The organism is Streptomyces sp. NBC_00466 (assembly GCF_041433995.1).
Taxonomy (GTDB): Bacteria; Actinomycetota; Actinomycetes; order Streptomycetales; family Streptomycetaceae; genus Streptomyces.
Genome location: NZ_CP107896.1, coordinates 3,297,647 through 3,318,707 on the forward strand (window position 1 = coordinate 3,297,647; position 21,061 = coordinate 3,318,707).

18 protein-coding genes and 1 riboswitch are annotated in these 21,061 nt (G+C 67.7%); of the genes, 11 read left to right on the forward strand and 7 right to left on the reverse strand.

The annotated features are described in order from the left end of the window. Positions 1-13: 13 nt before the first annotated feature. Positions 14-1,408: a YibE/F family protein gene (locus OG210_RS14615; protein ID WP_328328869.1), complete on the reverse strand. Its 1,395-nt coding sequence runs from the start codon at positions 1,406-1,408 to the stop codon at positions 14-16. Positions 1,409-1,478: 70 nt separating this feature from the next. Next, a riboswitch (TPP riboswitch) is annotated at positions 1,479-1,605 on the forward strand. Here OG210_RS14615 and thiC point away from each other — a divergent pair. Continuing rightward, positions 1,598-3,391 (forward strand): phosphomethylpyrimidine synthase ThiC, encoded by a 1,794-nt coding sequence (gene thiC, locus OG210_RS14620; protein ID WP_371536883.1) that lies wholly within the window; start codon positions 1,598-1,600, stop codon positions 3,389-3,391. It overlaps the preceding riboswitch by 8 nt. 112 nt (positions 3,392-3,503) lie before the next feature. Here the strand turns inward: thiC and OG210_RS14625 are convergent, their stop codons facing one another. Next, on the reverse strand, positions 3,504-4,856 hold the full coding sequence (locus OG210_RS14625) for a tetratricopeptide repeat protein (protein ID WP_371536885.1): 1,353 nt from the start codon (positions 4,854-4,856) through the stop codon (positions 3,504-3,506). A 146-nt stretch (positions 4,857-5,002) separates the two neighbouring features. On the opposite strand from OG210_RS14625, the gene OG210_RS14630 reads away from it, so the two are divergent. Both OG210_RS14630 and OG210_RS14635 read left to right on the forward strand, forming a co-directional pair. After that, on the forward strand, positions 5,003-5,608 hold the full coding sequence (locus OG210_RS14630; RefSeq protein ID WP_371536888.1) for an ATP-binding protein: 606 nt from the start codon (positions 5,003-5,005) through the stop codon (positions 5,606-5,608). Positions 5,609-6,268: 660 nt separating this feature from the next. After that, positions 6,269-6,565 (forward strand): hypothetical protein, encoded by a 297-nt coding sequence (locus tag OG210_RS14635; RefSeq protein ID WP_371536890.1) that lies wholly within the window; start codon positions 6,269-6,271, stop codon positions 6,563-6,565. A 407-nt stretch (positions 6,566-6,972) separates the two neighbouring features. On the opposite strand, the gene OG210_RS14640 is transcribed toward OG210_RS14635, so the two are convergent. Then, positions 6,973-7,809, reverse strand: a complete 837-nt coding sequence (locus tag OG210_RS14640; RefSeq protein ID WP_371536893.1) for a GntR family transcriptional regulator — start codon at positions 7,807-7,809, stop codon at positions 6,973-6,975. Positions 7,810-7,975: 166 nt separating this feature from the next. Here OG210_RS14640 and OG210_RS14645 point away from each other — a divergent pair, with 166 nt between their 5' ends. The 4 genes from OG210_RS14645 (at position 7,976) to OG210_RS14660 (ending at position 11,481) form a co-directional block, all read left to right on the forward strand. Beyond that, the gene (locus OG210_RS14645) at positions 7,976-8,326 is read left to right on the forward strand and encodes a hypothetical protein (protein ID WP_371536896.1); all 351 of its coding nucleotides are present in this window, start codon (positions 7,976-7,978) and stop codon (positions 8,324-8,326) included. Further along, complete coding sequence (locus OG210_RS14650; protein WP_371536899.1) at positions 8,326-9,627, forward strand: FtsK/SpoIIIE domain-containing protein; 1,302 nt, start codon at positions 8,326-8,328, stop codon at positions 9,625-9,627. The genes OG210_RS14645 and OG210_RS14650 overlap by 1 nt, the downstream gene beginning before the upstream one ends. Then, a complete protein-coding gene (locus OG210_RS14655) occupies positions 9,624-9,821 on the forward strand; it encodes a hypothetical protein (protein ID WP_371536902.1) in 198 nt (65 codons plus the stop codon). Before OG210_RS14650 ends, OG210_RS14655 begins: the two co-directional genes overlap by 4 nt. A gap of 298 nt (positions 9,822-10,119) precedes the next feature. Continuing rightward, complete coding sequence (locus OG210_RS14660; protein WP_371540290.1) at positions 10,120-11,481, forward strand: replication initiator; 1,362 nt, start codon at positions 10,120-10,122, stop codon at positions 11,479-11,481. A gap of 141 nt (positions 11,482-11,622) precedes the next feature. On the opposite strand, the gene OG210_RS14665 is transcribed toward OG210_RS14660, so the two are convergent. Beyond that, positions 11,623-13,191: a recombinase family protein gene (locus OG210_RS14665; protein ID WP_371536906.1), complete on the reverse strand. Its 1,569-nt coding sequence runs from the start codon at positions 13,189-13,191 to the stop codon at positions 11,623-11,625. A gap of 75 nt (positions 13,192-13,266) precedes the next feature. On the opposite strand from OG210_RS14665, the gene OG210_RS14670 reads away from it, so the two are divergent. After that, on the forward strand, positions 13,267-13,395 hold the full coding sequence (locus OG210_RS14670) for a hypothetical protein (RefSeq protein ID WP_371540585.1): 129 nt from the start codon (positions 13,267-13,269) through the stop codon (positions 13,393-13,395). Between the two features lie 102 nt (positions 13,396-13,497). On the opposite strand, the gene OG210_RS14675 is transcribed toward OG210_RS14670, so the two are convergent. The 3 genes from OG210_RS14675 to OG210_RS14685 all read right to left on the reverse strand — a co-directional run bounded on the left by OG210_RS14675 (position 13,498) and on the right by OG210_RS14685 (position 16,850). Further along, positions 13,498-14,328 (reverse strand): hypothetical protein, encoded by an 831-nt coding sequence (locus OG210_RS14675; RefSeq protein ID WP_328328865.1) that lies wholly within the window; start codon positions 14,326-14,328, stop codon positions 13,498-13,500. A gap of 149 nt (positions 14,329-14,477) precedes the next feature. Further along, positions 14,478-15,557 carry a metallophosphoesterase gene (locus tag OG210_RS14680; RefSeq protein WP_328328863.1) on the reverse strand — a complete coding sequence of 360 codons (1,080 nt, stop codon included), beginning with the start codon at positions 15,555-15,557 and terminating at the stop codon, positions 14,478-14,480. Between the two features lie 171 nt (positions 15,558-15,728). Continuing rightward, the gene (locus OG210_RS14685; RefSeq protein WP_328328861.1) at positions 15,729-16,850 is read right to left on the reverse strand and encodes a LacI family DNA-binding transcriptional regulator; all 1,122 of its coding nucleotides are present in this window, start codon (positions 16,848-16,850) and stop codon (positions 15,729-15,731) included. A 336-nt stretch (positions 16,851-17,186) separates the two neighbouring features. Between OG210_RS14685 and hisC the strand changes: the two genes are divergently transcribed. From hisC to cydB, 3 genes are all read left to right on the forward strand, one after another. Then, positions 17,187-18,266, forward strand: coding sequence for a histidinol-phosphate transaminase (gene hisC, locus OG210_RS14690; RefSeq protein ID WP_328328859.1), 1,080 nt, complete (start codon positions 17,187-17,189; stop codon positions 18,264-18,266). A 193-nt stretch (positions 18,267-18,459) separates the two neighbouring features. Beyond that, entirely contained in the window at positions 18,460-20,037 is a 1,578-nt protein-coding gene (locus OG210_RS14695; protein ID WP_371536911.1) for a cytochrome ubiquinol oxidase subunit I, read from the forward strand. Positions 20,038-20,050: 13 nt separating this feature from the next. Continuing rightward, the gene (gene cydB, locus OG210_RS14700; protein ID WP_328328853.1) at positions 20,051-21,052 is read left to right on the forward strand and encodes a cytochrome d ubiquinol oxidase subunit II; all 1,002 of its coding nucleotides are present in this window, start codon (positions 20,051-20,053) and stop codon (positions 21,050-21,052) included. Positions 21,053-21,061: the final 9 nt, after the last annotated feature.

Genomic DNA, 21,061 nt, shown 5'->3' on the forward strand with positions numbered 1-21,061 from the left:
GAGAGCCGACGGCTCAGTGCTTGCGACGGCGGCCCCCGCCGCCCCGCGCGAGGCCCCCTCCGGAGAGCGCCCAGCCCGTCCCGCGGCCCGGACGGTCGGTCCCGTGGCGGTCGGTCCCGTGGCGGTCGGTCCCTTGGCCCGGACGGTCGGCCGAGACCACGAGTGCGGCGAGCGCCGTGGTCACCGGCACCGAGGCGACCAGCCCGATCGAGCCCACCAGGGTCCGTACGATCTCCTCCGCGACCAGCTCGGAGTTGGCCACCGTCCCCACACTGCTCTGTGCGATGGAGAAGAGCAGCAGCAAGGGCAGCGCCGCACCCGCGTAGGCCAGGACGAGCGTGTTGACGACGGACGCGATGTGGTCGCGGCCGATCCTGATGCCTGCCCGGTAGAGCCCGCGGGCCCCCATTGTGGGATCGGCCTGGTGCAGTTCCCAGACGGCTGAGGTCTGCGTGACCGTCACGTCGTCCAGCACCCCGAGCGATCCGATGATGACGCTCGCCAGCAGCAGCCCGCTCATGTCGATGTGCGGGTAGAGGCCGTGGATCAGACCGGTGCTGTCGTCGGTATTGCCCGTCAGGCTCGCCCAGCCGATGAAGAGCGAACCGAGCAGCCCGATCAGCATCAGCGAGATCAGCGTGCCGATGACGGCCACCGAGGTCCGCGCGGTCAGGCCGTGGCAGGTGTAGAGCGCGATCAGCATGATGGCGCTCGCCCCGATCACCGCCACGACCAGCGGATTCGACCCGTGCAGGATCGCCGGCAGGATGAACAGCGTCAGCACGGCGAAACTGACGGCCAGCGCGACCAGTGCCATCAGCCCGCGCAGCCGGCCCACGGCGACCACCACCAGCGCGAAGATTCCGGCGAGCAGCACCATCGGGAACTTCCGGTCCACGTCGGACACCGAGTACTGCAGGTCACGAGGTGCGTCGGGGGCGTACGCCACGATCACGCCCTGTCCCCGGTGCAACTGGCGCGGGGAGTCCGGCTGGACGATCTCGGTGAAGGTGCGGCCTTTGTCCTTGCCGCTCGTCACCTCGATCTTCGCCTTCTTGCACGGGGTGCCCTGCGGGGACGCACCGGCGCCGGACTGCGGTTCCGGAGTGCCCCCGGCCGCGCTCCCGCCGGCCGTCGACGACTGACTCGCGTGCACGTCCTGGCAGTTGACCGGAGTGAGCTCCGCCACATTGCCCTGCTGCGTCTGCCGGTCGAACCCGACACCGCTGCGGGCATGGTGCGGCGCACCGCCCGGCCAGAAGACCGCGAGACCGACAACAACCGCCGCCGCGAAGGGAATCAGCACCGCCGCGATGACCTTGCGCAGATGCTTGGACACAGGCGCGGCGGGGCCGTGGCTGTGCGTGTGGCCGTGCCCGCCGGGAGGTGGTTCGGGGAGTGGGGTCACCGCCCGATCATCGCAAGAACGAGGAGGCCCTCTGTTCAGTGCGCGGCGAATGGCGTTAGCGTGGGGGCACCTTTGCACACGCGGGAGCTCGGAGCACCGGGCTGAGAGGGCGCTGACCAGCAGACTGCTGTGAGCTGCGCCGACCGCCGAACCTGTTACCGGGTAATGCCGGCGTAGGGAGTAGGTCTCATGACCACAGTGGATGCACGCACGCCTGCCACCGACCAGGACGAGCGCAAGCCGGGCTGGCACAAGGGATACGTAGCGGGCCCGGAGGGCTCGCGCGCGGATCTCAGGGTGCCCGTCAGGCAGGTGCACCTCACCAATGGGCAGGACGTGACGCTGTACGACACGTCAGGCCCGTACACCGATCCCACCGTCGAGACCGATGTACGGCGTGGGCTCGCCCCGCTCCGGGAGAACTGGATCATCGGTCGCGGCGACACCGAGGAGTACACGGGCCGCCCGGCCCGTCCCGAGGACGACGGGATCAAGCACACATCGCCGCGCGGGGGACTCCGTAACCTCGACGCGGTCTTCCCCGGCCGTCCCCGCCAGCCCAGAAGGGGGCGCGAGGGGCGCGCGGTGAGCCAGCTCGCGTACGCCGTGCGCGGGGAGATCACCCCGGAGATGGAGTACGTCGCGATCCGGGAGAACGTCTCCCCCGAGGTCGTACGGGAGGAGATCGCCGCGGGCCGGGCGGTCCTGCCGGCCAACGTCAACCACCCGGAGATCGAGCCGATGATCATCGGCAAGCGGTTCCTGGTGAAGGTCAACGCCAACATCGGTAATTCCGCCGTCACTTCCTCCATCGAGGAGGAGGTGGACAAGATGACCTGGGCCACCAAGTGGGGCGCGGACACGGTCATGGACCTGTCCACCGGGCGCAATATCCACACCACCCGCGAGTGGGTGCTGCGCAACTCCCCCGTCCCGATCGGCACGGTCCCGCTCTACCAGGCCCTGGAGAAGGTTGACGGCCAGGCCGAGGAGCTGACCTGGGAGATCTACAAGGACACGGTCATCGAGCAGGCCGAACAGGGCGTCGACTACATGACGGTGCACGCGGGGGTGCTGCTGCGGTACGTGCCGCTCACCGCACGCCGCAAGACCGGGATCGTCTCGCGCGGCGGTTCGATCATGGCCGCCTGGTGCCTGGCGCACCACAAGGAGTCGTTCCTGTACGAGAACTTCGAGGAGCTGTCGGACATTCTGGCCTCCTACGACGTCACCTACTCGCTGGGTGACGGGCTGCGGCCGGGGTCGATCGCGGACGCCAACGACGAAGCGCAGTTCGCGGAGTTGCGCACCCTCGGGGAACTCAACACGGTCGCCAAACGTCATGGTGTACAGACGATGATCGAAGGTCCCGGTCACGTCCCGATGCACAAGATCAAGGAGAACATCGACCTCCAGCAGGAAATCTGCGAGGAGGCCCCCTTCTATACGCTCGGCCCGCTCACCACGGACGTGGCCCCGGCGTATGACCACATCACCTCCGGCATCGGGGCGGCGATGATCGCCTGGTGGGGCACGGCCATGCTCTGCTACGTCACGCCCAAGGAGCACCTGGGGCTGCCCAACCGGGACGACGTGAAGACCGGCGTGATCACGTACAAGATCGCGGCCCATGCGGCGGATCTGGCCAAGGGGCACCAGGACGCGCAGAAGTGGGACGACGCGCTCTCGGACGCACGCTTCGAGTTCCGCTGGGAGGACCAGTTCAATCTGGCTCTCGACCCCGACACGGCAAGGGAGTTCCATGACGAGACGCTGCCGGCCGAGCCGGCCAAGACCGCGCATTTCTGTTCCATGTGCGGGCCGAAGTTCTGCTCGATGAAGATTAGTAAAAGCATCACAGAGCAATTCGCCCCTGACCTGCACTCTTCCGCTTCGGACGACGAGATTGAAGCGGGGATGTTGGAGAAGTCCAAGGAGTTCGCAGCGAGCGGTAACCGGGTGTACCTGCCGCTGGCGGACTAGCACAAGTAGGGCTACTCGCCTGTTCTGCCCGAAGCGCCCCGGCACTCTTGCTTGCCGGGGCGCCGTCTTCAAACCAGGAGACGGGACGGGCCCGAGCCATTTATGCGGCTGGTCAGAACGGAAGCTCTGGCGTGCTCGCGCCACGTGTGATGGTCAAGATCCGTTCGTGGAAGTCGCGCGTGGACGCCTCCCGGGGGAAGCGGGCGCGGAGTTCCTTGTCCAGCTCGTTGGCGACCAAGAGAAGGGAGGGGAGAGACTTCCGGTCGGCGAGTAGAGCCGCAGTGCCCATGCCTACGGCTTCTTCGATCTCGCCGGTCCGGGCGGCGGCGACTCCGAGTGTGAGTCGGGCTTCTGCGGCACGCATGGGGGAGATCTCGGTTCCGTCGGGGCCGGTGCTCATCCGGATTACCGACCGGGCGTGGACGGCAGCGCGCTCGTCGTCTCCGAGTAGCCGATAGGCGTCCATCTCGTAGAAGTCCCACTTGTCCGGGTCGATGATGAAGTGGTGTTCGGGGTGATCAGGACGGGCGAGGCGGTCCAGTCGGGCGCGCCCGGCGTCCAAGGAGTCGCGGACCATTCGGGCGTCTCCCATCCGGGCGGCGGCGCGAGCCTTGTGCGCGTACAGCTGCACGCCGACGGAGTGTGTCTGATCGGCGACGTGCCCGGCCTCCACTGCGTTGAGCATGTCCTGCCATCGGCTCTGCGTGAGGGCGAACCATGCCTCGATCTCCCACGCCCACGCTTTGATCTCGCCGTGCCCGGCTTCTTCGCCGATCCGGAGCGCGGCGGCCTTGCTGAGGTTGGCGGCCTCCCGCTGGCCCCGGTCGTACTGGACACAAGCGTTGAGCAGGAACAGCCATCCGGCGTCAACGAGTAGTTCCCGGTGCTGGCGCAGCGTCATCCGGCTCTCAAGCTGCTTGGTGACGAACTGCAAGCCGTTCCGCGTGCGCTGGTGCAGGTAGTCGGCATCGGCGTACGGGTAGGCGCGGGCCAACTGGTCGATGCCCTGCTCAATCGACTCCAGGGCGGCGCTGTTGATGCTGGACATTTCCGTTCGCCGCAGTAGCTCGGCTATGTCCCACAGTCCCGCACCCCCCTCAGCGAGCAAGGTGCTCGGGTCCTCTGGCTGGGCCGTGTTCGCCCTTCGCTCCAACTCCCACGGCCGTGGGGAGAGACCAGCGAGGTGGCCGGGAATGCGTAGCCCGTCCACCACTTCAAGGATCTTGTGGTACTGCGTGATCCGGGGCCGAACGCCCTTGCCCTCGGTCTCGTCCTTGGCCATCTTGCCGATGTGCTCGCGCTTGTAGCTGACGGCCTCGGCGATCTTGGCGTAGCTGATCTTGCCGTGCAGCCTGGCGAGTCTGAAGACCTCACCGAAATCGTGGCTGGCAATCGCAGAGCGGACGTCGGCGCGTTCCAGCACATGCGGCGGCAGTGCTGCTGGCGTCGGAGCAACTTCGGCCATCCCACTTCCCCTGGTGATTGACCTGACAACTCTTCGGGGTGCGCCTGATCGAGTGTACCCACGAGGGGGGTCCCCAAGAGGGGGGAGCGACAGCCGGTACAAGGGATGCATCCTCGGGCCACCCTGCCGGGAGCGACCCGGTAGACGTGACCGAGGACGGCGATCGTGTCGTGGAAACCGGAAAGATCGTACGAGGCTTACTCCCGGCAGCAGAGGCGGGAACCGTCGGGCGTGCTGAGGTAGCGGCAGCGGGCCGCTTCCGTGCGCTGACACTCTTCACGGACGCGGAAGACGCCCCACAAACCGCGCGGCGTATGGCGGTCGGGACTCTCACGAGCTGGGATCTGGGCGACCTGGCCGAAGACGTTGAACTGTGCGTCTCGGAGCTGGTTGGCAACGTGGTGCTTCACGTGATCGCCGACCGCTACTCGGCGGAGCCCGGTCACCGCCCGGTGGTCACGCTCACTCTGCGGTCTTGGCCTCGGTGGCTGTTCGTGGAGGTGACCGACGAAGACTCCGACCCGCCCACACTGCCGCTCGGCGACGGCTTCGGCCCGGAGTTGGCCGAGGACCTGCCGGAGGCGCTGCTGCCTGATCACGGGCGGGGGTTGCACATCGTGCGCACGCTGGCCGACGGCTTGTGGTGGACCCCTGGTGAGCGCGGCGGTAAGAGCGTCTTCTGCCGCTTCGATCTCGGTGGCGGCTCTGGCGGAGCGCTGCCCGTGGCTGCTGGTGAAGGGCGGTGGGCGTGATGGCGCGCTTTTTGGCGCTGCGGGTACGGCGCGGCGACGTGATCAGCGACCGGGGCCGACAGCGGGAGGTCAAGGCAGCGCGCACGGACCGGCGTGCCGCTGGGCGACCGGCGGTAGTGCTGGTCTTCAAGTCGGGGCCTGCCCGGCGGGTGAATGCGACAGACGTGGTGAGTGTGGAGCGCGGACGCGGTTCGGATCGGAGGGGACGGAGATGACGACGCGGGAGGTATGGCGCTTCGTGAACTGGGTCTTGAGCGCGGACACCTCTGGAAGCGGGCCGATCTACGTGGCTGAGTGCACGACGTGCGGGGACGGCTCGGAACCGGCTGACGGGACGGAAAGGCCAGAGATCTGGTGCATCAACCACGCCGGTCGGACAAGTCACACAGGCTTTCGGAACATCATCACCAGCTTCTCGCGGGCCTCCCTGGTGGAGGGGCCGCGCTGATGTCACCGGCGCCTGTCACGTAGGACCAGATCGCGTACGACAACCACATACGAGACCGGACCACCCCCGCGCCTGGCAGCAACTGGGGTGGTCCGGATGGGGACACTGCGGCCCCCGGTGCCTGATGGTACCGGGGCCGCAGTGCTGCGTTTCTGCCCTGGACCAAAAGAAGTTGATGACCCGTTATCTAGATCAGGGCAGAGGTGGGCAAGGTGACCGGCACAGGCGGGGACTGGCTGAGGGACGGCCTCGATGTCGCGGGCGCGGACTGCGGTCTGTGGGTGCCTGGAGTCGACTACGTGGCGGGCTGGCGCGAAGCCCGGGAGGCTGCGGACCGGCTGAACCGGGGGCTGCTCGGTGCCGGGTTCGAGCTGTCGGAGGTACGAGCAGTCGCCTCTACAAATGAGGACGGGCGCGGTGTGGTGCGGGTGACTGGCTGGCCGAATGCGGTGGGTCGGCTTGCCGGGCTTCTGGAAGCGGTCACGGGTAACGAGGGCGGTGCGGTATGAGATGCCTTTCGCCTGGTGAGCGCCGCGCGTGGGCACGTCGCCGGCCGCAGAGGCTTTGGGCGGTAGCTGCCATGGGGCGAGTGAACAGGGGGCCTTACGCTGGCCCGGCGAATCGGGCAGGTACTGAACCTGCCCGCTGTTGTGCCCGATTGGCCCCCTGTTCTTCGAGGCTCGCCCCATGGGAGCTGCCTAAAGCCTCGGAGGCCGTCGACCCCCAGCCCCGTGGACCCCGGCTCCAGCCGTCCGGTCGACGCCTCACGCGCCTCGGCGCGATGCGGCACAGGGCGCCGGGCGACCGGCCGGGACCGGCGGCCACGCCGCACGCCCGGCCGGGGCGGCCGGGCTGCCCGGCGCGCCGCAGGCGCGCCCTTGAGGAAGTGGAGAAAGTTTCGACCGATCTGCGGTTCTCAGGCACCGGCACGCCGCGCGGGCTCCTTGTCGGCGGTGATCCGGTAGGCGAGTTCGGCACAGTCCGCACCGACGCGGAACTCTTCGAGAATCAGCGGGCGATCGTCGGTGCCGTGAGTTACGCGGGCAAGGTCCAAAACTGGTGTTGCATCCGGGAGTCGGAGGGCGAGCCGTTCCTCAGGCAGAGGCATGCGGGCGCGTACCCGCTCGGACCACCACAGCTCGTGTCCGGCCTGCGTCAAGATCGCGAAGACTTCGGCGAGAGATACCTCAGGGCTCTCGGCCAGTGCGGGTACGGACTCGGCCAACTCGAATGGAATCAGCGTGCGATGCAATGCATGCGTACCGCTCGTCGGGTCGAACAGGAGCCGGTCGTCCACGAGAAGGGCCTCTTCCTCGCCGAGTTCGAGCAGTGCGCCTGTGGCCTTCGTCGTCCGAGAGCGGTACCTCTTGATCTCGACTACCCAGTTAGTGCCGTCAGGCATCCTGACTGTGGCATCGATGCCCATCTCGGGGGCGGCGGGGACAGCAGCGGGGGCATCGGGCGTTGTGTACTTGCCGCTGCGGGTGCGCTTCACCCAGCGCTCGAAGGTGACGGCTGGTTGGCCGTCGGATCGCACGTAGCTGCCCTTGCCGTGGCGGACCCCGATGAGCCCTTCCGCGCGCAGTGCCGCGATGGCGTTGCGGACCGTCGGACGAGAGACCTTGTACCGCTCAACGAGTTGAGCCTCGGAGGGGAGCGGAGAGCCGGGTTCGTACTCGCCCGAGAGGATCGCTTCCCGGACCGCAGCGGCAACCTGCTGGTAGAGCGCTCCTGGTCGTTGGATCTCCGCCATCTCGGCACCTTCGGGTTGAAGTCGTAGGCACGTCGCACGCGCGACATCACTCGTCAGCATAAGTACTTGACCTCTCGCCGTACAGCGCTTCATAGTCTCAACTCGTAAGGACAAGTGACGTCAGCATAAGAACTGACGTCCTCAAGTGGCCTTGGAGGCCCGAACCATGCAGTCCATCCCTGTGGACACGGCACGACTCGGCGTACTGCGGTGTGCCATCGCGCCCGAAGCGAAGATCAGCAACCCCGAGACCCAGGAGGTGAAGAAAGACCGGGACGGCAACACGATCTACACCGTGGCCGTCACCGTGCGGCAGGACCGGCGGCGAATCTCCGTGATCGAGATTTCTGTGACCGGTGAACCGAAGGGCATCGAAGAAGGCCAGATTCTCAAGATCACGGGTCTGACGGCGTTCGCCTGGTCGATGGGTGACAGGCACGGAATCAGCTTCCGGGCCGACGCGATCACCCCGGTTCCGTCGGTCACCGCGGCCCCGGTCAAGGGCGGTGGCGCGTGATGGGAGCAATCCTTATCGCCTTGGCCCTGGCCGTGCTCGCCTGGGTAGTCGTCGTGGCTGACCTGTTGCGGCGCCACCGCCCGGCCTGGCACTGGTACCTCACCGGCTACCCGCTGACCGTGTGGCGGGTGCTGGCCACCTGGCGCAGGGTCGCGATGCTCAACGATCTTGCGGTGTCCCGTCGTCCGCCGCGCGGGCTGGTCGGGGATGTGGTGGTCAAGGGTGATCCGCTGCGGCCGATCGCTCCGCGCATCTCGTTTCCCCGGGCTACCCGCATGGGCCTGACAGCGGTTGTACGGCTGCATGCGGGACATACCCCGGCGACGTACATGAAGGCGGCTGACGCGCTCGTACATGCGTGGAAGGTCCACGCCGTACGGGTCACCTCTCCTCAGCGCGGCTTCGTGCTCCTGACGGCGACGGCAAGCGACCCGTTGGAACGGCCCGGTTTGGTGACCGCTCCCGCCGTGCTGCTGTCGGCGCTCATCGGCGCTTTGGAGAGTGGCGGGGCCTGGGTGATGGATCTCAGGACGGTGCCGCACTGGCTCATCGTCGGGGCCACGCGCTCGGGCAAGTCCACCTTGCTTGCCCGGCTGATCACCCAACTCGGTCCGCAACCCGTCGCTTTGATCGGCATCGACTGCAAGGGCGGGATGGAGCTCGGTCTTTTCGCCGATCGCCTGAGCGCGCTTACGACGTGCCGACGTGAGGCGGTCGCCGTGCTCGCCGCGCTCGTCGTCGACATGCAGGACCGAATGCGCGCCTGTCGGACGGCGGGCGTCCGATCGATCTGGGAACTGCCCGACAAGCTTCGCCCCATACCGGTCGTCGTGATCGTGGACGAACTGGCGGAGCTGTACCTCTCCGACGGCACGCGCGAAAGCAAGGCAGAGGCGGAGCAGTGCTCCACGCTCCTCCTCCGCCTGGCCCAGCTCGGTGCCGCGCTCGGGGTGCACCTGGTCGTTGCCGGGCAACGCGTCGGCTCCGACCTTGGGCCCGGGGTCACCGCGCTGCGCGCCCAACTCGGCGGCCGGGTCTGCCACCGGGTCAACGACCCCGGAACGGCTGAAATGGCTCTCGGTGACCTCAACAAGGACGCCGTAGCCGTCGCCCAGTCGATCACCGCTGAGGAACAGGGCGTGGCGGTCTGCACAGGGGCGGACGGCGGTTGGAGCCGCGCCCGATCGCATCTGACAACGACCGAAGAAGCCATGGCGATGGCCCGGAAGCACTCGGCGATGACTCCGGAACTCCCCGTCATAGACCGCGTACTCGCGGCACTGGAAGGAGACGACAAGTGATCAGCGAAGGTACGGCGTTCGGGTTCGCGGTGATCTTCGGGATCATCACCGTCCTCCTCGTCCGCTCGCGCGACATGCGGGCCTGGGAAGCCGTCTGCGTCGGGCTCTTCGGGGTCTACCTCGGACAGACGCCCGTGGTCTTCACCATCCACGGTCTCGTCACCTGGGTCATCAGCGGCTTCTCCCACACCTGAACTGGAAGGACAGACATGCCCATGAGTCGCGTGAGGTGCCCCAACTGCAAGGGCGAAGGGGCCCGGAGGACCTGGACCGGAATGCGCCATCGCTGCCGCGTCTGCCGGGGTACCGGAACCATCCGCTGACCTGAGATCGACACGACCGACCACACACGCAAGGAGCACGAGCCATGGACGACAGCGCGCCACCACCCACCAACCCTGCCGCTTCGGCGGCCCACCCCGGAAGGCCCCCACCATCACACCCGACTTCACTCCGGCTGACAGGCGCGCCGCCCTCGACCGCGCGGCGCGCCTGCGTCAGCTCTCCGAAGCAGATCGCGACGCAATACGACTCGCCCAAGCACCCCAATTTCGGCGCTGGTTGGAGCAGGTCGCCGCTACGGGTGGCTGCGCTCACCCGGTCCATCTCTCTGGCTCGGCGACCACGCGAGACGCAGCCACGGGCGAGGTCCTGCACCACTACGACACCCGCGACGAACCAGGCGAACGGCTCTCAGTCCGCTGCCGCAACCGGCGCGCAACTGTCTGCGTACCGTGCTCCCGCCTTCACGCGGGAGACACCTTCCACCTGGTCCGCGCTGGCCTCCTCGGCGGCAAGACCGTACCCGCGACAGTCCGCGACCGCCCCCGGCTCTTCATCACGCTCACAGCCCCGTCCTTTGGGCCCGTGCACCGGGCCGGGGACCGCTGCCGACCGCGCCGTGTACGTGCAGAGTGCGAGCACAGTCGTCCCCTCGGCTGCGGCGCTGTTCATGGGACAAACGGCTCACTCGTCGGGCAACCCCTCTGCGTCGCCTGCTACGACTATCCGGCCCACGCGCTGTGGCACGCGCACGCGGGCAAGCTCTGGGACCGCTTTGCCGTTGGCGTCCGGCGCTACCTCGCCTCGGCGGTGGGCCTGGCGCAGTCCCGCTTCCCGGACCATGCGCGGCTGTCCTTCGCCCGGGTCGCCGAGTACCAGAAGCGCGCTGCCGTCCACGTGCATGCGGTTATGCGCCTCGACGGCCCGGCCGGACCGGACGACGAACCCCCGGCATGGGGCACCACGGAGCTGATGTCCGATGCCGTACGAGCCTCCGCGCACCGCGTCGTAGTACGTACCGCCTACAGCCCCGCTGTCGGGGAACTCGCCCTCCGCTGGGGTGTTCAGGTCGACGCCCGCCCTCTGCGCGCCGACGGCCTCGGCCCGGATGACGAAGCCGTGGCCGCGTACGTCGCGAAGTACGTCACCAAGGGAGCGGGCGAGACCGGCGCCGGCACGGATTACCGGCTCGCCACCTCGGACGACATCGACGCCGCTCCGGTCGCCGACCATGTGCGCGCACTCATGCGGACCTGCTGGAACCTCGGCGTATTGCCTGAGTACGGGCCCCTGCGCCTGCGGGCATGGGCTCACACCCTCGGATACCGGGGCCACATTCTGACCAAGTCCCGTGCCTACTCAACGACATACGCAGCTCTGCGCGCTGACCGAGCGGCGCACGTTGGGGTGGAGCCTGAGCCTGGCACGGTCACTGAGGCGCACTGGCGCTACATGGGCTCCGGTTACACCCCAGGCGCGGCACTAATTGCTTCGGGTATCGCTGACGACCTCGCCCTGAGTCGGGAGTTCGCGCGAGACGAGATGCGGCCTGCGGGCGGTGGTGCTGCCTGAGCAGGCCGGGAACCGATCACTTCGTCACGGAGCTCGACGAAGCGGCAGCCATCAGCGCATGGATCGAACGACATCTACGCGAATCTCCCCCACTCTCCGATGATCAGTTGCGGAGCGTGGGGGAGATCTTGGGGCTCCAGCTCATCCGCCGGAAGCCCGCCACACAGGCTTGAGGAGATCTGGATCGAAGGTCTTGTTGCCCTTCCCACCCGGCACTGCGACCACAGCACCCAGGACTTTCTTGATCGCATCGCGTTTTTGCGTGAGCGTCTTCGACTTCCACGACTTAGCGATGTCCTCTTGAGCAACCTCGGCCTCGGCCTTCAAAGCTTCGTGCTTGGCCTTGTCGACACGCAGTTCCTTGATCCGTCGCTCTAGGACCGGGAGGTTACGGAAGAACGTCTCATCGTCGATGTCTGTGTCTTCGTCGTCGTGCCACCGTCGCTCCAGCTCCTTGCGGCTCCTGATCACTCGCTCCAGCGACTCGGCCTTGTCCCAATCAGGCACCTCTTCGGCCTTGCTGGCGGCGTCCTTCTCCAGCTTCGCGATCACGAGCTGCTCGATGATGACGTCCGTCTTGTCGCCCCGCTTGTAGGTCTTGTTGCAGCCGCCGTCCACGGTCCTCTTGCACATGTAGGCGTGCTCATACTTGAGCCAGTCGTTCGCCTTGATCCCGATCATCTTGTTGTTGCAGGTGGTGCCGTCCTCAAGCACGTTGCCGCAGCGGAGAATCCCGGTGAGCAAGTACTTGTGGACCAAGCCACCGCGCGGCACGCCTGCCCCCCGCCCTCGCTCCCGGATCTTCGAGATGATGGCGTACCACTCTTTGGGCGTGACGATCGCGTCCCACTCGCCCTTGATCGGCTGGTCGTCGCCGTCACGGACCAACTCGCCCTTGATCTCCCGGTAGCCGCAGGTACGGGCATTCACAAGTACCTGCTTGACGGTCGCGTACTGGAAGGCGTTGCCGCGACTCGTGATGAACTCGGCTTCCTTCCACTGGCGCGTGATCTCGGAGATAGAGGCACCCGCGATCACGTCGTGCACAGCCGTTCGGATCGCGTCGGCTTCTACAGCGCGAAGGGTGATCTTGTCGTCCTCCCACCCGAACGGTCGCCAGGCCGAGACGGACTGACCTCGGATCGCCCGGCTGCGGTGGCTGTTCCGGGTGCGGCGCTGTTTCTTCCGCGTCTCGCTCAAGGACATGGCCACGCCCACGAGCCCTTTGATCTCGAACCCCTCGGCGTAAAGATCCTGTACGCCATTCGAATCGTGGTAGACGCGCCCCTCCTGGGACGTGAACGCCTTGAGATACCGCTCCCAGTCGCTGGGGCGGCGGTACAGGCGGTCGTCGTTCACCGCCATCACGCCGTGCACTGGGTAGCCCTCGGGGGTCACGCCCGTCATGAGGTCGGTGAGCAGCTGCTCGAAGTCGTCCCGGACTACGGTCTCTTTGCTGGCGCTCTTGTCGTTGTCCGTGTAGCGGTAGACGACCAGCCACCCGAGGCGACGGGCGGCGTCGGCCATATCGCGGTGTTGATCTTCAATGCCATGAGCGTCCTTCACCCGGCCATCGAACGAGATGCGCGCGTAGCAGATGACGCACTTGAGGCCAGGGTCTGCGGCCAGCATGGTCCGTACTTCCTCGACGGACGGTGTGTCCTCGGGGACTCCCCGCAGCTTGCTGATCGTTTCTTCGCGCTTGCCCACAGTGGCCCCCTCGGTCCGTGGAACGGCTTGTTGAGACGACCGTAGCGTATGGGGTATCTATTTATGTTCTGCTCGATGAAGATTTCCCAGGACATCCGCCGCGAACACGGCGGAAGCCAGGAGGAGATCGAGTCGGGGATGGCGGAGAAGTCGAAGGAGTTCGCGGCGAGCGGCAACCGGGTGTACCTGCCGATCGCCGACTGACCACGCCCCTTGCCGGGCCCGGGCCCCGTACCGGCCGGTCCCACCGCGGACCGGCCGGTGTCACCAGGGTTTTGACGTCAGGGTGGCGCCACCAGAGTGGTGTCACTCCGGCTGGTGGTCCGGGCCGCCGAAGTCCGGGCTCGTGAAGTCCGGGCTGGTGAAGCTGGGGCGCTCGTGGGCCGACGTCTCGCCCGCGTCCGGACTGGCGAAGTCCGGACGGCTGTACCCGAGGCTGGGTATCCGGCCCGTCGGCCGGTACGGGGCAGGCGCCGCCGGGTCCACGCTCGGGTCGGCCAGCGCAGCGCTCAGGAACGGGACGATGCCCCGTTCCAGCAGGGCGTGGCGCCAGGCGTCCCGGGCGCGGGCGACCTCTTCGGAGAGCTCGTCGTCTCCCTCCTCCGTCTCGGGGTGCACCTCGGTCGAGCCGTTGCGCAGCGCCGTCAGGAGGAGCCCGATCGCTGCGGCCAGGATGGCCGCGGCGGTGAGGGCCGCGAAGAACCAGCCCGCGGTGACCATGGTGTTGCCGAAGGCGGGTGCGGGATTGAGCGCCTTGAGCAGGTAGCCCACCAGCAGGAAGATCGCGGCGGCGGTGCCCGCAAGCACCGGCGCCAGTACGGCCAGTACGGCGGCGAGGCCCGCGCCCGCGTTGGGGCCGCCTCTGACGGGCGCGAGGACGGACGCGCGCACCGACTCCGGGGCGGGCCCGCGCAGTTCGGCGCGGACCGTCACGAAGTGGTCGTACTCGGCTGCCGCGGCCGATGTGACCAGGCTGTCGGCGTCGAGCACCATGGTGCGCAGCTGCTCGCTGTTGAGCCGCTGCCCCAGCTCGGCCAGGTCCGGTCGGTCGGGCGCGGTGCGCAGTGCGTCGTCGAGGAGCCGCTCGAACTCCGGACGGTCCTCTGTCAGCAGGTGCGAAGCGCTGTTCATGTGCATCCCCCGATGCTCCGTCGGGCCGTACCACCCACCGTCTGACGGGCAGTTGGGCGTAAACGGAGGAGAGCCTGCTACGGATAACCCGATGGTAGAGCTGTTATGGCACGGGGTAACAGAGGGTTTCCGGAAATCGCCTTCAGGTGCGCTGTTCAGTTCGGCAGCGGCAGCTGCACCACGAGCAGCTTTCCGGCCATGGTCACGCCGCCGTCCATGGCGACGGCGAGCCCGTCCGCGTACACGTGCGGGCCCTCGATAACGGTGCGCGGACCGTCCTCGCCGTCCTCGCCCCCGACCTCGCCCAGCAGGTACGGGATGGGGCTGTGACCGTGGACGATCCGGTGGCCGCCGAAGACTCCGAGGAGCTCCTGCACGGCCTGCGGTCCCGAATCGTCGCGGAACGCGAAGCGCTTGGTGAACTTGCGGAACAGGTCCCAGCATTCGTCGGCGTCGTTACGGGTGAGCGTCTCGCGGACGGTGTCGTTGACCGCTTCGAGCGAGTCGCCGTAGTCGAGATAGGCGGTGGTGTCGGAGTGCACCAGGAGGTGGTCGTCCTCGAGCTCCATGGCGTCGAGCCGCGACATCCACTGGAGGTGGACGTCCTGCAGCCGGTCCATGTCGGCCTTCTGGCCGCCGTTGAGCAGCCACGCCGCCTGGAAGGTCGCGGTACCCGCACCGGAGTTGACCGGGGTGTCCCCGAAGCGCTTGGCGCCGATGAGCAGCAGTTCGTGGTTGCCCATGAGGGCCTTGCAGTAGCCCCCGGCGGCCGCGGCCTCGGCGGACAGCCGCATCACGAGGTCGATGACGCCGATCCCGTCGGGACCGCGGTCGGTGAAGTCGCCGAGGAACCAGAGGCGGGCGTTGCCGGCGGCCCAGTTGCCCTCGGTGTCGATGAGCCCCTGGGCGCACAGGGCGGCCAGGAGTTCGTCGAGGTACCCGTGGACGTCCCCGACGACGTAGAGCGGCCCGAGCCCTCCCTCGCCTTCGGGAGAAGCGGGGAGGGGCTGGGGTTCGGGCACGATCGGTACGACGACCGTGTCACCGGGGCCGCCGCGGCTGATGACGGGCAGGTCCCGCTGGGTCGCCGTATACCCGTCCGGCTCCTCACCGGCGGCGTACCGCGGCGCCTTCCCGGCATCGTGGACGTGCTCGGACGCGGGCAGGGGCGGTACGCGGAAGCCCCGCACTGTCGCCGTCCGCATCGCGGGTTCCAGACCGGCCCCCTGAGTCATCGACCCCTCCACCACCGTCGCGCGCCGTGCACCGGTCGGACCTGCCTGTTCGGGGAGCCCGCGGTGTCGTGCGCCCATCATAGGAATGCGACTAGCACTCTGTGACGCACCAGGGGTGCTGAATCCGGACGGTCTGCCGCCCCACCGCCCGTTTCGCACCTATTGAGGTGGTCAGTCCGGCGCCGGGGAGCGGGGTGGGCTGACCGTGGTGCGCGGCGGGCGGCGCTGCGAGGAGGTCCGGACGATGAGTTCGGTCGGTATTACCTGCTCGACCGGGTGATCCTCATTGATCCCTTCGATGGCATCGATGAGTAACTGGATGACCGCCGTACCGATCCGGCGGGGCTTGAGCGAGAGGGTCGTGATGGGCGGCTCGGTGCTCGCGTACACGGTGGATTCGCTGCAGCAGACCAGCAGCAGGTCCTCCGGGACGCGCAGTCCGTACCGCCGTGCTGCCGCGAGCAGGTCGGTGCCGTTGGGGTCGAAGAGTCCGTAGACGGCATCCGGGCGGTCGGGGCGGGCGAGCAGGCGGTCAGCGGCGACGGCTCCCGCGCACGGGTCGTGGGCGGGGTAGGACTCGTACACCGGATCCTGTCCGACTCGCTCGCACCAGCGCAGATACGCGGTGGTGGAGAGCCGGGTGTAGGTGTCCGTGGTGGTGCCGGTGAGCAGTCCGATACGGCGGGCCCCGGCTGCGGCGAGATGGTCGAGCAGATCGAGGACCGCTGCCTCGTGGTCGTTGTCGACCCAGGCCGTGACGGGCAGGGTGCCCGCCGGGCGGCCGTCGGAGACGACGGGGAGACCCTGGCGTACGAGTTCGGTGACGACGGGGTCGTGGTCGGAGGGGTCGATGACGACGGTGCCGTCGAGGGCGACGTTCGACCAGACGTCGACCGCGCTGTGGCGCGAGGTCGCGGGGAGGATGACGAGTGCATAGCCGCGTGCGAGCGCGGCGGAGGTGGCGGCTCTGGCCATCTCGGCGAAGTACGCGAATTCGGTGAAGGTGAAAGGTTCATCCCCGTACGTGGTGACGGTCAGGCCGATGAGGCCGGACTTTCCGGTACGGAGGGTTCGGGCCGCGGCGGAAGGGCGGTAGCCCAGCCGGTCGGCGACCTCGCGGACATGGCGGCGAGTGGCGTCCGGGAGCCTGCCCTTGCCGTTGAGCGCGTCGGAGACGGTCGTGATGGACACACCGGCTGCGGCGGCCACGTCCCGGATGCCCGCTCGTCCCTGCCGGTTGGCCCTGCGAGGAGTCTCCGCCCGGCTCACCTGGTGCTTCCCTGCTGCTGTCATGGCGAGCCGATAGTAGGGCGATGAGGGGTGGTTGAGCTGAGCGCATATGCACGCGTTGACAGGCACGTTTCTGCATGATCATTTAGCATCAATCACCTTTGAATACAGGGGATTTGGGGGGCCTGTCAAAAGAGTCTCGGGTGTCGGTGGGTGTGTACCTGGCCCATGGCTGATGTTGCGATGAGGTCTCAACTCACCTCTTCGGGGGACGCGCGCCACGGCGCAAGCCATGGGCGCGTGGCATGTCCGGCAGCACGCCCCCCCGTCGGCGCCCGCCATTCGCACGGAGCTGCGCTCCTCATAGGGTGGGTTCATCCGAGTCGAGGAGGACCCGCTGTGAGCCAGAAGAGCCCCAAGCTGCGCGCCGCGCTGGACGGCATTCCCGCGTACGTTCCGGGCAGGCCGGCCGCCGCGGGCGGTCCGGTCGCCTACAAGCTGTCCTCCAACGAGAACCCGTATCCGCCGCTGCCGGGTGTGATGGAGAGCGCGATCGCCGCGGCCGGAAGCTTCAACCGGTACCCGGACATGGCCTGCACCGTCCTGGTCAACGAACTGGCCGAGCGCTTCGGGGTGCCGGTCTCGCATCTGGCGACGGGCACCGGGGCGGTCGGCGTCGCCCAGTCGCTGCTCCAGATCACCTCGGGCCCCGGCGACGAGGTGATCTACGCCTGGCGGTCGTTCGAGGCGTACCCGATCATCACGCGGATCAGCGGGGCGACCGCGGTGCAGGTGCCGCTGGACTCCGGCGATGTGCACGACCTGGACGCGATGGCGGACGCGATCACCGAGCGGACCCGGGCGATCTTCGTCTGCAACCCCAACAACCCGACCGGGACCGTGGTCCGCAGGGCTGCGCTGGAGCGCTTCCTGGACCGGGTTCCCTCCGACGTCCTGGTGGTCATCGACGAGGCGTACCGGGAGTTCAACCGGGACATCGAGATGCCCGACGGCGTCGAGCTGTACCGGGACCGCCCCAATGTGGCGGTGCTGCGGACCTTCTCCAAGGCGTACGGGCTGGCCGGGCTGCGGGTCGGCTTCGCCATCGCCCACGACCCGGTCGCGGCCGCGCTGCGCAAGACCGCGGTGCCCTTCGGGGTGAGCCAGCTGGCGCAGGACGCGGCGGTCGCGTCCCTGCGGGCCGAGGACGAGCTGCTGGGCCGGGTCGGCTCCCTGGTCGCCGAGCGGACCCGGGTGTACGAGGGGCTGGTCGGCCAGGGCTGGACGGTGCCGGAGACACAGGCGAACTTCGTATGGCTCCGGCTGGGCGACCGCACCGCCGACTTCACGGCGGCCTGTGAGAAGGCGGGGGTGGTCGTGCGTCCCTTCGCGGGCGAGGGCGTACGGGTCTCCATCGGTGAGACCGAGGGCAACGACCTCTTCCTCCAGGCGGCGGCGGCCTTCCGCAAGGAGCTGTAACCCCCTTCCGTACAGGGTTCGAACAGGGCGGGGTGCCATGGGGGCACCCCGCCTTCGTCATGCCTGAGGTGCTTTCGTAGTATTGCTTGTGAATGTGAACGCTTTCACAAGCGCGTCCTTTTTCTTCCGGGCTGTGTGGGATCAAAGGGACGGAACACCGCTGTGACCCCGGCCACGTAAGGAGAGTGACGACGTGGAACTAGCTCTGTCGCCGGATACCCTGGCGCGCTGGCAGTTCGGGCTGACCACCGTCTACCACTACCTGTTCGTCCCCCTCACGATCTCCCTCGCCGCGATCACCGCGGGCTTCGAGACCGCCTGGGTGCGGAAGGGTGCGGAGAAGTACTTCCACGCCACGAAGTTCTGGGGGAAGCTCCTGCTGATCAACCTGGCGATCGGTGTTGCCACCGGACTCGTCCAGGAGTTCCAGTTCGGGATGAACTGGTCGGACTACTCGAAGTTCGTCGGTGACGTCTTCGGGGCGCCGCTCGCGATGGAGGCGCTGATTGCCTTCTTCTTCGAGTCGACCTTCATCGGGCTGTGGATCTTCGGCTGGGACAAACTTCCCAAGAAGATCCACTGTGCCTGCATCTGGATGGTGGCGATCGGTACGACCTTCTCGGCGTACTTCATCCTGGCGGCCAACTCCTGGATGCAGCACCCGGTCGGGTACACCATCGACCGGGCCACCGGTGTCGCGCACCTCGACGACATCTGGCGCGTGCTCACCCAGAAGACCGCGCTGGTGGTCTTCACCCACACCATGACCTCGGCATTCCTCACCGGCGGCGCCTTCGTGGTCGGCATCGCCAGTTACCACCTGTGGAAGATCAGGCGGGCCAGGGCCGCGGGCACCAGTACCGACACCAAGCGCACCCGCGTGATGCGCACCTCACTGCGCATGGGCCTGGTGATGACGGTGACCGCCGGAATCCTCACCGCGCTCTCCGGCGACCAGCTGGGCAAGGTGATGTTCGAGCAGCAGCCCATGAAGATGGCCGCGGCCGAGGCGCTCTGGGAGACCCAGGCACCGGCGCCGTTCTCCGTCTTCGCGGTGGGCAACGTGGCGGCGGGCCACAACTCCGTCGAGCTGTCGATCCCGGGGATACTGTCCTTCCTCGCCCACGACGACTTCCACACCGCGGTGCCCGGCATCCACCAGACCGCGAAGGCCGAGGCCGCCAAGTACGGCGGCAGCCCCGACGACTACGTACCCAACATCTTCGTCACCTTCTGGGGATTCCGGCTCATGATCGGGATCGGGCTCACGGCTTCGGTGGCCGCGGCCGCCGGACTCTGGCTGACCCGGAAGAAGAAGTGGCTGCTGCCGGAGCACCGGACCGGCGACGACGAGGCGCCCAAACTGATGCTCACGGCGGGCCGGGAGCTGAACCCCTTCTTCACGAAGTGGGGCTGGCGCGTGGGGATGGCCTCCCTGGTCTTCCCGCTGATCGCCAACTCCATCGGCTGGGTCTTCACCGAGATGGGCCGGCAGCCCTGGGCCGTCTTCGGCCTCTTCAAGACCGCCGACTCCGTCTCCCCCGGTGTCTCCCAGACGGAGATGCTGATCTCGCTGATCGTCCTGGTCACGCTCTACGCGATTCTCGGCTGGATCAATGTCCGGCTGATGAAGAAGTACGCGGTGATGGGACCGGACACCGACGAGCAGCCGCCCGCCAAGGACCCGCGGCTGCGCGGCCCCTTCTCAGGGCCCGGCGGGCCCGGAGACCGGGACGACGACGCCGACAAACCCCTGACCTTCGCGTACTGAGAGGAGAGACGTCATGGGCCTCAACGACTTCTGGTTTCTGCTGATCGCCGTGCTGTGGACCGGGTACTTCTTCCTCGAAGGCTTCGACTTCGGGGTCGGTATCCTCACCCGGCTGCTGGCCAGGGACCGGCGCGAGCGCCGGGTGCTGATCAACATCATCGGTCCTGTCTGGGACGGGAACGAGGTGTGGCTGATCACCGCGGCGGGCGCGATGTTCGCGGCCTTCCCGGTCTGGTACGCCACCTTCTTCAGTGGCTTCTATCTGCTGCTCGTACTGATCCTGGTCCTGCTGATCGTGCGGGTCCTGTCCTTCGAGTACCGCCACAAGCGGCCCGAGGAGAGCTGGCAGCGCAACTGGGAGTGGGTGCTCTTCACCACCTCGCTGCTGCTGCCGTTCCTCTGGGGGCTGATCTTCGCCAACATGGTCCACGGGGTGCCGGTCAACAGCCACCAGGACTACGCCGGTTCGTTCGGGGACCTGCTGAACGGTTACGGGGTCCTCGGCGGGCTCGCCTTCACCGCGCTGTGCACCCTGCACGGGGCTGTCTTCACGGCGCTCAAGACGGTGGGCGACATCCGGGTGCGGGCCAGGGCGTTCGCGGCCAAGGCCGCTGTCGTCACGGCGGCTCTCGCTGCGGCCTTCCTGATCTGGCTGCAGGCGGACCGCGGCGACGCGTCCACACTGACGGCGCTCTGCGTGGCGCTGGCCGCGCTCGTCGCGGCGTTCGTGATGAACGCCCGGGCCCGGGAGGGCTGGGCCTTCGCCTTCACGGGGGTGGCCATCGCGGCCACGGTGGCCGCGCTGTTCCTCTCGCTGGCGCCGGATGTGATGCCGTCCTCGCTCAACGCCGCCTGGAATCTGACGATCGACAACGCTGCGTCCGGCCATTACACGCTCAAGGTCATGACCTGGGTGGCGGGCATCATGACGCCGCTGGTCCTGCTCTACCAGGGCTGGACGTACTGGGTGTTCCGCAAGCGGCTGGGCACCCAGCACATCGCCGATGCCCACTAGGGGAGGGTG